At 55.4% G+C, this 12,495-nt stretch carries 11 protein-coding genes; 7 read left to right on the forward strand and 4 right to left on the reverse strand.

Annotation, left to right across the window (positions count from 1 at the left end; translation table 11 throughout):
- The first annotated feature begins 26 nt into the window (after positions 1 to 26).
- Entirely contained in the window at positions 27 to 905 is an 879-nt protein-coding gene (gene rluB / locus ACRDD5_RS04560) for a 23S rRNA pseudouridine(2605) synthase RluB (RefSeq protein WP_271284173.1), read from the forward strand.
- Positions 906 to 933: 28 nt separating this feature from the next.
- Here the strand turns inward: rluB and cobO are convergent, their stop codons facing one another.
- Both cobO and ACRDD5_RS04570 read right to left on the reverse strand, forming a co-directional pair.
- Positions 934 to 1,524 (reverse strand): cob(I)yrinic acid a,c-diamide adenosyltransferase, encoded by a 591-nt coding sequence (gene cobO, locus ACRDD5_RS04565; RefSeq protein WP_271284174.1) that lies wholly within the window; start codon positions 1,522 to 1,524, stop codon positions 934 to 936.
- Positions 1,521 to 2,282, reverse strand: coding sequence for a YciK family oxidoreductase (locus ACRDD5_RS04570; RefSeq protein WP_438676057.1), 762 nt, complete (start codon positions 2,280 to 2,282; stop codon positions 1,521 to 1,523). The genes cobO and ACRDD5_RS04570 overlap by 4 nt, the downstream gene beginning before the upstream one ends.
- A 250-nt stretch (positions 2,283 to 2,532) precedes the next feature.
- Between ACRDD5_RS04570 and sohB the strand changes: the two genes are divergently transcribed.
- Complete coding sequence (gene sohB / locus ACRDD5_RS04575) at positions 2,533 to 3,579, forward strand: protease SohB (protein ID WP_271284176.1); 1,047 nt, start codon at positions 2,533 to 2,535, stop codon at positions 3,577 to 3,579.
- Positions 3,580 to 3,612: 33 nt separating this feature from the next.
- Here the strand turns inward: sohB and ACRDD5_RS04580 are convergent, their stop codons facing one another.
- The gene (locus ACRDD5_RS04580) at positions 3,613 to 3,864 is read right to left on the reverse strand and encodes a YciN family protein (RefSeq protein ID WP_271284177.1); all 252 of its coding nucleotides are present in this window, start codon (positions 3,862 to 3,864) and stop codon (positions 3,613 to 3,615) included.
- Positions 3,865 to 4,260: 396 nt separating this feature from the next.
- On the opposite strand from ACRDD5_RS04580, the gene topA reads away from it, so the two are divergent.
- The 5 genes from topA (at position 4,261) to acnA (ending at position 11,739) form a co-directional block, all read left to right on the forward strand.
- Complete coding sequence (topA, locus tag ACRDD5_RS04585; RefSeq protein WP_438676058.1) at positions 4,261 to 6,858, forward strand: type I DNA topoisomerase; 2,598 nt, start codon at positions 4,261 to 4,263, stop codon at positions 6,856 to 6,858.
- 185 nt (positions 6,859 to 7,043) lie between these two features.
- Positions 7,044 to 8,018 (forward strand): HTH-type transcriptional regulator CysB, encoded by a 975-nt coding sequence (cysB, locus tag ACRDD5_RS04590; RefSeq protein ID WP_271284179.1) that lies wholly within the window; start codon positions 7,044 to 7,046, stop codon positions 8,016 to 8,018.
- Positions 8,019 to 8,350: 332 nt separating this feature from the next.
- Positions 8,351 to 8,491 (forward strand): YmiA family putative membrane protein, encoded by a 141-nt coding sequence (locus ACRDD5_RS04595; RefSeq protein ID WP_271284180.1) that lies wholly within the window; start codon positions 8,351 to 8,353, stop codon positions 8,489 to 8,491.
- A 300-nt stretch (positions 8,492 to 8,791) separates the two neighbouring features.
- Positions 8,792 to 8,893 (forward strand): small membrane protein YmiC, encoded by a 102-nt coding sequence (gene ymiC, locus ACRDD5_RS04600; protein WP_271284182.1) that lies wholly within the window; start codon positions 8,792 to 8,794, stop codon positions 8,891 to 8,893.
- Between the two features lie 170 nt (positions 8,894 to 9,063).
- Positions 9,064 to 11,739, forward strand: a complete 2,676-nt coding sequence (acnA, locus tag ACRDD5_RS04605; RefSeq protein ID WP_438676059.1) for an aconitate hydratase AcnA — start codon at positions 9,064 to 9,066, stop codon at positions 11,737 to 11,739.
- 48 nt (positions 11,740 to 11,787) lie between these two features.
- Here acnA and ribA read toward each other — a convergent pair whose 3' ends face one another.
- Positions 11,788 to 12,378: a GTP cyclohydrolase II gene (ribA, locus tag ACRDD5_RS04610; protein WP_271284184.1), complete on the reverse strand. Its 591-nt coding sequence runs from the start codon at positions 12,376 to 12,378 to the stop codon at positions 11,788 to 11,790.
- Between the last annotated feature and the right edge of the window lie 117 nt (positions 12,379 to 12,495).

The raw sequence follows: 12,495 nt of genomic DNA on the forward strand, positions 1-12,495 counted from the left end.
TGAAGGCGACACCTGAAGGAAGCTCAATGAGCGAGAAGTTACAGAAAGTGCTGGCCCGCGCCGGCCACGGTTCACGCCGTGAAATCGAAACCATTATCGAAGCAGGTCGCGTCAGTGTGGACGGCAAAATTGCCACGCTGGGCGATCGTGTGGAAATTGTCGCCGGTCTTAAAATCCGTATCGACGGTCATCTGATCTCAGTGAAAGAATCCGCTGAGCAGATTTGCCGCGTGCTGGCGTACTACAAGCCGGAAGGCGAGCTCTGTACCCGTAACGATCCGGAAGGCCGCCCGACGGTATTTGACCGTCTGCCTAAACTGCGCGGTGCGCGCTGGATCGCCGTTGGCCGTCTGGACGTGAACACCTGCGGCCTGCTGCTGTTCACCACCGACGGTGAGCTGGCAAACCGTCTGATGCACCCAAGTCGTGAAGTGGAACGTGAATACGCCGTGCGCGTGTTCGGCGAAGTGGACGAAAATAAAATCCGCGACCTGTCCCGTGGCGTTCAGCTTGAAGATGGCCCGGCCGCGTTTAAAACCATCAAATTTACTGGTGGTGAAGGTATTAACCAGTGGTACAACGTCACCCTGACCGAAGGGCGTAACCGTGAGGTGCGTCGTCTGTGGGAAGCGGTAGGCGTGCAGGTTAGCCGTCTGATCCGCGTGCGTTACGGTGATATCCTGCTGCCGAAAGGCCTGCCTCGCGGCGGCTATACCGAGCTGGATTTAACCCAGACCAACTATCTGCGTGAGCTGGTGTCGTTGACCCCGGAAACCACGTCGAAAGTGGCGGTTGAAAAAGATCGCCGTCGCATGAAAGCGAACCAGATCCGCCGTGCGGTCAAACGTCACAGCCAGGTTAGCAGCAATAATCGCCGCTCTGGCAGTCGTAACAATAACGGCTAAAACAAAACCCGCCTCGGCGGGTTTTTTGTTAATAGTCGATGCCGATTTGCGCTTTAACGCCTGCATCAAACGCATGCTTGACTGGCCGCAGTTCGCTGACGGTATCGGCCATCTCCATAATATCCCGATGACAGCCGCGCCCGGTGACGATCACCGTCTGATGCGCGGGGCGATTGTTCAGCGCATCCACCACATCCTGCAGCGGTAAGTAGTCGTACGCCACCATATAGGTAATTTCGTCCAGCAGGACCATATTCAGCGCCGGATCTGCCAGCATCCGCTTCGCGTGATCCCACACCGCCAGGCAGGCGGCCGTGTCCGTTTCGCGGTTCTGGGTATCCCAGGTAAACCCGGTCGCCATCACCTGAAATTCCACTCCATGGGGTTCGAGCAGATTGCGCTCACCGTTCGGCCATTCACCTTTAATAAACTGGATCACGCCCACTTTTTGCCCATGCCCGACGGCGCGGGTCGCGGTGCCGAAGGCGGCAGTGGTTTTGCCTTTGCCGTTGCCGGTGAAGACGATAATTATGCCGCGCTCGTCCTTAGCTGCGGCAACGCGGGCATCGACCTGATCTTTCAGGCGCTGCTGGCGCTGCTGATGACGTTCATCACTCATTGAGAAATTCCTGGTTTACGGCCGGGTTGGGCATCAAAGGTCATACCGGTTTTGCGGCGACTGTCATCGCCCATCAGCCACAGATAGAGCGGCATAATGTCGGCGGGGGTTTTCAGTTTGTGCGGATCTTCGCTCGGGAACGCGTTGGCGCGCATTTTGGTGCGCGTGCCGCCGGGGTTGATGCAGTTCACGCGCAGATGGCGGCTTTGGTACTCTTCGGCCAGCACCTGCATCATCCCTTCGGTGGCGAACTTGGATGCCGCATAGGCACCCCAGTTGGCGCGGCCCTGGCGTCCGACGCTGGAGGAGGTAAAGACCAGCGAACCGGATTCGGACTGCAGTAATAAAGGAAGCAGTGCCTGGGTGAGGAAAAAGGTACCGTTGACGTTCACCTGCATCACCTGCTGCCAGATGGCAGGCGTCTGTTGATCCATCGGGCACACTTCCCCGAGCAGGCCTGCATTGTGTAAAACGCCGTCCAGACGCGGGTAGTCGGCGGCGATGCTCTGGGCTAGCGCCTGGCAACCTTCCGGGGTGCAGGTCAGCAGATCGAGAATGTATGCCCGCGCGGTATGGCCTCCTTCATCGCTGATAGTGCGAATAACGTCGTGCAGTTTCTCTTCGTTACGGCCCAGCAGGATGACGTGAGCCCCATGGCGGGCGTAGGTCAGCGCGGCTTCGCGGCCAATGCCGTCGCTGGCGCCGGTGACCAGGATAATACGATTTTGCAGTAGATCTTTTTGCGGTTGATAGTGCAAGGTGACTCCTCTGGCGCGCGTTGGCGCTACCCATGCTGTGCGGGTACTTTTCGGCTTTATGCCCGAAAGCGCGCAGGATTTCAATCAGTCTATCGGAGAGTTCACTGTAAAATTAACAATTTGCAAAACATTTTTCACGTCAGTAAACATTCCTGAAGAGGACTCGCAAGCCTGTTGTCATGGGCGAGACGCCTGGCACAGGCTGATGTACACTGAGTGATAAAACAAGTGGTTAAATCAAGGTGGTCGTGTGGAATTACTTTCTGAATATGGTTTGTTTTTGGCCAAGATCGCGACGGTAGTGATAGCCATCGCAATTGTCGCCTTGCTCATTGTGAATCTGACGCAGCGCAAGCGTCAGCGCGGTGAGTTGCGCATTACCCGTTTGAGCGAGCAGTACACTGAGATGCAGGAAGAGATGTCGGTCGCGCTACTCGACCATCATCAGCAAAAGCAGTGGCACAAAGCGCAGAAGAAAAAGCACAAACTCGAGGCGAAAACCGCGAAGCTGAAAGCCAAACAAGGGCAACGTGAAGAGGTGGCTAAACCGCGCGTCTATGTGCTGGATTTCAAAGGCAGCATGGATGCGCACGAAGTGACCTCCTTGCGTGAAGAAGTGACCGCCGTGCTTGCCGTGGCAAGAGTGGAGGACCAGGTCGTCCTGCGTCTCGAAAGCCCGGGCGGGGTGGTTCATGGTTACGGGCTGGCATCATCCCAGCTGCAGCGCCTGCGCGATAAGAAGATCCCGCTGACCGTGGCGGTAGATAAAGTCGCCGCCAGTGGTGGTTACATGATGGCCTGCGTGGCTGACAAAATCGTCGCTGCGCCGTTCTCTATCATTGGCTCCATCGGCGTGGTTGCGCAGATCCCGAACTTTAATCGCTTCCTGAAGAACAAAGAGATTGATATCGAACTGCATACGGCGGGCCAGTACAAGCGCACGCTGACCCTGCTGGGTGAAAACACCGAAGAAGGGCGGCAGAAATTCCGCGAGGACCTCAATGACACGCATCTGCTGTTCAAAGGTTTTGTGAAGCAAATGCGTCCAACGCTGGATATCGATCAGGTGGCAACCGGTGAGCACTGGTACGGCACGCAGGCGCTGGAAAAAGGGCTGGTGGACCAGGTCGGCACCAGTGATGATTTGCTGCTGGAACTGATGGACGGTCGCGAGCTGGTAGGGGTTCGCTACACGCGGCGGAAAAAACTGATGGATCGGTTTACCAACAGCGCCGCTGAAAGCGCGGATCGTCTACTGCTGCGTTGGTGGCAGCGTGGGCAAAAACCGCTGCTCTGAACAAAACGCGAGGCTTATGCCTCGCGTTTTTCATTAATCGACCAGGTGATACTTCTCTGAGAGCGCGTGCGCCAGGTATTTAAACATGTTAAATACCGCCGTGCTTTTTGGGGTCGGCAGACCTTGCTCATCCAGATAATATTCGCCGCTGAACACCAGCACGCCGTTGCGCTGTTCAACACCGGTGGCATCGATCCCTGCCATCGTGTCCTCATGCTCACGAATGAGTTTATTTGCTTCAACAAGCAATGTTGCTCGGTCGATAGGTTGGGTAGTTTGCTGCATTATCCACTCCTTAAACAGTGACATTAGTCTACGCCGCAGCGGTGGCGGGAGCAAATTTTCCCCGATTTAGCGTACTCAGGGCAACGGGGGCGACGCTGGCGCGATTTGCTTTTGCATGCTAATAAAGTTGCGTAACAGATTTTATCAGGTAGAGTGTGCGCTTTCGTCAATCTGGCAATAGATTTGCTTGACATTCGACCTAAGTCTCGTCGTGAAGTCACAGTGATGCGAGAAAAATCCTGTTATCTCAACCACCTGGGTGAAGCTGTTTTTATACCTGATCCGAAAAGGGGGTTGATATCCACTGATGACGCCGCTATATAAATGTCTCGTCGCCAGTGGAAGGTGAACTCACGCGACGTATTCCTGGAAGAAACAAATTAGGTAAAGGTGAATATGGGTAAAGCTCTCGTTATCGTTGAGTCCCCGGCAAAAGCCAAAACGATCAATAAATATCTGGGTAATGACTACGTGGTTAAATCCAGCGTCGGTCATATCCGCGATCTGCCGACCAGTGGCTCAGCCAGCAAGAAGAGCGCCGACTCTACCTCCACCAAAGGGGCTAAAAAGCCTAAAAAGGATGAACGTAGCGCGCTTGTGAATCGCATGGGGGTTAACCCGTGGGATAACTGGCAGGCACAGTACGAAGTGCTGCCGGGCAAAGAGAAAGTCGTCATCGAGCTAAAACAGCTGGCAGAAAAAGCCGACCACATCTATCTCGCAACTGACCTTGACCGCGAAGGGGAGGCCATTGCATGGCACCTGCGGGAAGTGATCGGGGGTGATGACTCACGCTATAGCCGCGTGGTGTTTAACGAAATTACCAAAAACGCGATCCGCCAGGCGTTCGAAAAGCCGGGTGAGCTGAACATCGATCGCGTTAACGCCCAACAGGCGCGTCGCTTTATGGACCGCGTTGTGGGCTATATGGTCTCTCCGCTGCTGTGGAAAAAGATCGCCCGCGGTCTGTCTGCTGGCCGCGTCCAGTCGGTTGCCGTGCGTCTGGTGGTTGAACGTGAACGCGAAATCAAAGCGTTCGTGCCGGAAGAGTTCTGGGAAATTGACGCCAACGTGACGACGCCAGGTGGCGACATGCTGCCGCTGGAAGTCTCTCACCACAACGATAAGCCGTTCCGTCCTGAAAAACGCGAACAGACGATGGCTGCGGTGGCAATCCTGGAAAAAGCCCGCTATCAGGTGCTGGATCGTGAAGACAAACCGACCAGCAGCAAACCGGGCGCACCGTTTATCACCTCCACCCTGCAGCAGGCGGCAAGTACCCGTCTGGGCTATGGCGTGAAGAAAACCATGATGATGGCGCAGCGTCTATATGAAGCCGGCCACATTACTTACATGCGTACTGACTCCACCAACCTGAGCCAGGACGCTGTAAGCATGGTGCGTGACTACATTGGCGACAACTTTGGCAAAAAATACCTGCCGGAGAGCGCTAATCAGTACAACAGTAAAGAGAACTCACAGGAAGCGCACGAAGCCATTCGTCCTTCTGACGTCTCGGTGCTGGCGGAATCGCTGAAGGATATGGAAGCGGACGCGCAGAAGCTGTACCAGCTGATCTGGCGCCAGTTCGTGGCCTGTCAGATGACGCCTGCGAAGTACGACTCCACCACGCTGACCGTGGGGGCGGGCGAGTACCGCCTGAAAGCGCGCGGACGTATCCTGCGCTTTGATGGCTGGACGAAGGTGATGCCTGCGCTGCGTAAGGGTGATGAAGACAAAACCCTGCCAGCGGTGAACACCGGCGATGAACTGACGCTGGTTGAATTGCTGCCTGCGCAGCACTTCACCAAACCACCGGCGCGCTTCAGCGAAGCATCACTGGTTAAAGAGTTAGAAAAACGCGGTATTGGCCGTCCGTCTACCTATGCGTCGATCATTTCGACCATTCAGGATCGCGGCTATGTGCGTACGGAAAACCGCCGTTTCTACGCGGAAAAAATGGGTGAAATCGTTACCGATCGCCTGGAAGCCAACTTCCGCGAGCTGATGAACTACGACTTTACCGCGCAGATGGAAAACAGCCTTGACCAGGTGGCCAACCATGAAGCCGAGTGGAAGAAGGTGCTCGACAGCTTCTTCGGCGACTTCACCAACCAACTGGAAAAAGCAGAAAAAGACCCTGAAGAGGGCGGCATGCTGCCGAATCAGATGGTGCTGACCAGCATCGACTGTCCGACCTGTAGCCGTCAGATGGGGATCCGTACCGCGACCACCGGCGTCTTCCTCGGTTGCTCGGGCTATGCGCTGTCGCCGAAAGAGCGCTGCAAGACCACCATTAACCTGGTGCCGGAAAACGAAGTCCTGAACGTGCTGGAAGGTGACGATGCGGAAACCAACGCACTGCGCGCCAGGCGCCGCTGTAACAAGTGCGGTACCGCTATGGACAGCTACCTGATCGATCCGAAACGCAAGCTGCATGTCTGTGGTAATAACCCGACCTGCGACGGCTACGAGATTGAAGAGGGCGAGTTCCGCATCAAGGGCTATGACGGCCCAATTGTTGAGTGTGAAAAATGTGGTTCTGAAATGCACCTGAAAATGGGGCGTTTTGGTAAGTACATGGCCTGCACCAACGAAGAGTGTAAGAACACGCGTAAGATCCTGCGTAATGGCGAAGTCGCGCCACCGAAGGAAGATCCGGTGCCATTGCCGGAGCTGCCGTGCGAGAAGTCCGATGCTTACTTCGTTCTGCGTGACGGTGCGGCGGGCGTCTTCCTGGCCGCGAACACGTTCCCGAAATCGCGCGAAACCCGTGCGCCGCTGGTGGAAGAGTTATACCGTTTCCGCGATCGTCTGGCAGAAAAACTGCGTTACCTGGCCGATGCCCCTCAGCAGGATCCAGAGGGCAACAAGACCGTCGTGCGCTTTAGCCGTAAAACCAAGCAGCAGTACGTTGCGGCGGAAAAAGACGGTAAAGCGACCGGATGGTCGGCATTCTACATTGACGGTAAATGGGTTGAAGGCAAAAAATAAGCCTGATTTAGCGTAACTTACCTGTAAAAGGGCCGGATTCCGGCCCTTTTTTATTGCCCGTTATTATTTTTTGTTACGGGCTATACAGCAAAGATATAACTGATATAGTGGTTATAGTTAACCCTCTTCTTATTATTAAATCGTCTTAAGCGATTGCCCGTGTGCGCTAAATCGGATGGTCTGGCATGAAACTACAGCAGCTTCGCTACATCGTTGAGGTGGTCAACCACAACCTCAATGTCTCCTCGACCGCAGAAGGTCTCTATACGTCACAGCCCGGTATCAGTAAGCAGGTTCGCATGCTTGAGGATGAACTGGGGATTCAGATTTTCGCCCGCAGCGGCAAACATCTCACCCAGGTAACACCGGCGGGGCAGGAGATCATTCGCATCGCTCGCGAAGTGCTGTCGAAAGTCGACGCCATTAAATCTGTGGCAGGGGAGCACACCTGGCCCGACAAAGGCTCGTTGTATATCGCGACCACCCACACACAGGCGCGCTATGCCTTGCCAGGTGTGATCAAAGGGTTTATTGAGCGCTATCCTCGTGTGTCCTTGCATATGCATCAGGGGTCGCCGACGCAAATCGCCGAAGCGGTGTCCAAAGGGAATGCTGATTTTGCCATCGCCACCGAAGCGCTGCATCTGTACGATGACCTGGTAATGCTACCGTGCTACCACTGGAACCGTTCGATTGTCGTCACCCCTGAGCACCCGCTGGCGGCCAAAACGTCGGTCTCGATTGAAGAGCTGGCGCAGTATCCGCTGGTGACGTATACCTTTGGCTTTACCGGGCGCTCAGAGCTGGATACAGCCTTTAATCGCGCGGGTCTGACGCCGCGCATTGTCTTTACCGCCACCGACGCGGATGTCATCAAAACCTACGTGCGCCTTGGTCTGGGCGTCGGGGTAATTGCCAGCATGGCGGTAGACCCGATCGCCGACCCGGATCTCGTGCGTCTGGATACGCAGGGCGTATTCAGCCACAGCACAACCAAGATTGGCTTTCGCCGCAGTACCTTCCTGCGCAGTTATATGTATGATTTTATTCAGCGATTCGCACCGCATCTCACCCGCGATGTAGTGGATACGGCCGTGGCGCTGCGTTCAAACGAAGATATCGAAGCGATGTTTAAAGACATTAAGCTTCCGGAAAAATAATCACACCCGGTATCTTTTCGAAGAAAAGATACCGTTATTTCCCACCCGCCCTAAATCAAACCCTTTCATTTGTATTGTTAAATAAGAATATATTAAGTGTTACGGCTGCGTTCGTTAAAACTGTCGTGAACAGGCGACAAAAATAGAAAACAATTTCCCGCAACGCAAATTCCTCGCTTCAATTATTTATTTCCGCTCAAAAGATTAACTATTTCGCCCCAGACGATTCGAAAATTCGCTGGATTTTCGACTAAAGTTTCTTTAGGATTTATCTCAACCATGATTACTTATACCAATTGTTTGGTATCAAAATGATAAGCGATGTCGATTGTATGAGGTTTGCAATGCCGTCAGGAAGTCAAGAACCGCAAAGGGATCCAGGGCTGAAGCGTAAAGCCTGGCTGGCGGTATTTCTCGGTTCCACCCTGTTTTGGGTGGTGGTGGCACTGCTGGTCTGGAAATATTGGGGTTAAGTATGGCGGTTCAGGGGCGTACTGAAGCAGTAAAAACGAAGGGTCAGAAAACTGACACGCCCCGTAAAGACCACAAAGACGCTGCGGACAAAGTCCCGGCCTCCTGGAAGCTGACACCCCAGCAGCAAGCTTTTATTGATGCGTTCGCAGAAGACGAACCTAAAAAACAATAATTATTATTACGCTGCACTGTAGCGATAATAATGCACTGCGCTTTTGTACTCTTTAATAAATACACATCAGCAGTACCGACCTGAGTCTCACTCAGCCGCAACGAATAAACAGATGATGGGTAGTGTAATGCTGAATAATATCCGTGGTATCAAATACTGGTCGTGGATGGGCGCGTTTTCGCTGTCGCTCCTCATCTGGTGTCAGCTCATCTGGCTCGCACTCCACTGAATGATAAAACCTCGCAACCGCGAGGTTTTTTGTTTTTCCCGTCCCGCTTTTCTTCTCCGCATTTAGCTATTTGGGTTGTTATCAAATCGTTACGGCCATGATGTGTTATCTTTAATTACGACCCCGATAAACGTCGGGGTATCGCAATCCCGGTAATTAAGGAGGAGCTTATGTCGTTAACCTTACGCGAAGCCAGTAAGGACACATTGCAGGCTGAGAACAAAACCTATCACTACTACAGCCTGTCGCTGGCCGCCAGGGAGCTTGGGGACATCGCGCGCTTGCCCAAGTCGCTTAAAGTGCTACTGGAAAATCTCCTGCGCTGGCAGGATGGCGATTCGGTAACCGCTGAGGATATCCACGCGCTGGCCGGGTGGCTGCAGAATGCCCATGCCGACCGCGAAATCGCCTATCGTCCTGCCAGGGTGCTGATGCAGGATTTCACCGGTGTCCCGGCGGTTGTCGATCTGGCCGCCATGCGTGAAGCCGTCAAACGTCTCGGCGGCGATACTGATAAAGTGAATCCGCTTTCCCCCGTTGACCTCGTGATTGACCACTCAGTAACCGTGGATCACTTTGGCGATGAGGATGCGTTCGAAGAGAACGTGCGCCTGGAAATGGAGCGTAACCATGAGCGCTATGTGTTCCTGAAATGGGGCCAGCAGGCGTTCAGCCGCTTCAGCGTGGTGCCACCGGGCACCGGAATCTGCCACCAGGTTAACCTGGAGTATCTGGGCAAAGCGGTGTGGAGCGAATTGCAGGATAAAGAGTGGATGGCCTACCCGGATACGCTGGTCGGGACTGACTCGCATACCACCATGATTAACGGCCTCGGTGTGTTGGGCTGGGGCGTCGGCGGGATCGAAGCGGAAGCGGCGATGCTGGGACAGCCGGTGTCGATGCTGATCCCCGACGTGGTCGGTTTTAAACTGACCGGCAAGCTGAGCGAAGGTATTACCGCCACGGATCTGGTGTTAACCGTCACCCAGATGCTGCGTAAGCACGGCGTGGTGGGGAAATTTGTTGAATTCTACGGCGACGGGCTCGACTCGCTGCCGCTGGCTGACCGGGCCACTATCGCCAACATGGCGCCCGAGTATGGCGCGACCTGCGGCTTTTTCCCGATTGACGGCGTGACGCTGGATTATATGCGCCTCAGCGGGCGCAGCAGCGAGCAGGTTGCGCTGGTTGAAGCCTATGCCAAAGCGCAGGGGATGTGGCGCAACACGGGGGATGAACCGGTCTTTACCAGCACGCTGGCGCTGGATATGGGGATTGTTGAAGCGAGTCTGGCCGGGCCAAAACGTCCGCAGGATCGCGTAGCATTGGGCGATGTGCCGAAGGCGTTTGCTGCCAGCAATGAGCTGGAGGTCAACAGCGCGCAGAAAGATCGCCGGCCAATTGATTACGTTATGAACGGGCATCAGTATCAGCTGCCAGACGGCGCTGTTGTTATCGCGGCGATTACCTCCTGCACCAATACCTCAAACCCGAGCGTGCTGATGGCTGCGGGGCTGCTGGCGAAAAAAGCCGTCACCCTTGGGCTGAAACGCCAGCCGTGGGTAAAAGCCTCGCTGGCACCGGGATCCAAAGTGGTATCGGACTATCTGGCGCAGGCCAGACTCACACCGTATCTGGATGAGCTGGGCTTCAACCTCGTCGGCTACGGCTGTACCACCTGTATCGGTAACTCCGGGCCGCTGCCCGACCCGATTGAAACGGCAATCAAGCAGGGCGATTTAACCGTCGGGGCGGTGCTATCAGGCAACCGCAACTTTGAAGGGCGTATTCATCCGCTGGTCAAAACCAACTGGCTGGCCTCGCCGCCGCTGGTGGTGGCCTATGCGCTGGCGGGTAATATGAACATCAATCTGGCGACCGATCCGCTGGGACAGGATCGCAAAGGCGATCCGGTGTATCTGAAAGATATCTGGCCCTCGTCGCAGGAGATCGCCCGTGCGGTTGAGAAGGTCTCCACCGAGATGTTCCGCAAAGAGTATGCCGAAGTGTTTGAAGGGACGCCTGAGTGGAAGGCCATCGAGGTGGCGCGCTCAGACACCTATAGCTGGCAGGATGATTCCACCTACATTCGCCTGTCGCCGTTCTTCGACGAGATGCAGGCCCAGCCCAAACCGTTGGAAGACATTCACGGCGCGCGGGTGCTGGCTATTCTCGGCGACTCGGTGACCACCGACCATATCTCCCCGGCGGGGAGCATCAAAGCGGACAGTCCGGCAGGGCGCTATCTGCAGGGGCGTGGCGTAGAGCGACGCGACTTTAACTCTTACGGTTCGCGGCGCGGTAACCATGAGGTGATGATGCGCGGCACCTTCGCCAACATCCGTATCCGCAATGAGATGGTCCCGGGCGTGGAGGGTGGGATGACCCGCTATTTGCCGGGCACGGAGGTGGTCTCGATCTATGACGCCGCGATGAAATACCAACAGGCCGGCGTGCCGCTGGCGGTCATTGCCGGGAAAGAATACGGCTCAGGCTCCAGTCGCGACTGGGCGGCCAAGGGGCCAAGGCTGCTGGGAGTGCGGGTAGTGATCGCTGAATCCTTCGAGCGTATCCACCGCTCAAACCTGATCGGGATGGGGATACTGCCGCTGGAGTTCCCGCAAGGGGCATCGCGTAAAACGCTGGGGCTGACGGGGGAGGAGCGCATTGATGTGGCGAATCTGCAAAACCTGACGCCGGGGGCCACGGTGCCGGTCAAGCTGACGCGAGCGGATGGGCAAACTGAGATGCTGGACTGTCGCTGTCGTATCGACACGGCAACGGAGCTTACGTACTACCAGAACGACGGCATTCTGCACTACGTGATTCGGAATATGCTGAATTAAGGCTGTTCACACTGCCCGGCGAGCCTGTCGCCGCCGGGCGCAATACGCTTATTCGCTCAGCAGATGCCCAAGCTTCGCCGCTTTGGTATCCAGGTAGTGCGCGTTTTTGGGATTACGGCCAACGATCAGCGGTACGCGCTCAACGATGTTAATGCCCGCCTCGCTCAGGATCTCGACCTTGCGCGGGTTATTGGTCAGAAGACGCACTTCATCCACGCCCAGCAGCTTGAACATATCCGCACACAGGGTGAAATCACGCTCGTCGGCTGCAAAGCCTAACTGGTGATTAGCTTCGACGGTGTCATACCCCTGATCCTGCAGGGCATAGGCGCGGATCTTATTTAGCAGGCCGATATTACGACCCTCCTGGCGGTGATAAAGCAGAATCCCGCGACCCTCTTCAGCGATGTGTGACAGCGCCGCTTCCAGTTGAAAACCGCAATCACAGCGCAGGCTAAACAGCGCATCACCCGTCAGACATTCAGAGTGAACGCGAGCCAGAACCGGCGTCTGCCCCGAGGTATCGCCGAACACCAACGCTACATGATCCTGCCCGGTTGCCAGTTCTTCAAAACCCACCATCAGGAAATCGCCCCATGGGGTTGGCAGATTGGCTTCTGCCACACGTTTAAGCTGCATGTGATTCTCCAGAAAATACTGACACGCGGAGTGTCTTTCGCCTGTTTGGCTGTCGGTATTCTCTTATTTTGCCACAAGCCGCGCGGGTTCACCTAGTTACGGCCACCTATACGAACG

It is taken from the genome of Silvania sp. (assembly GCF_051656365.1).
In the GTDB taxonomy this organism is placed as follows: domain Bacteria; phylum Pseudomonadota; class Gammaproteobacteria; order Enterobacterales; family Enterobacteriaceae; genus Enterobacter; species Enterobacter hatchlandensis.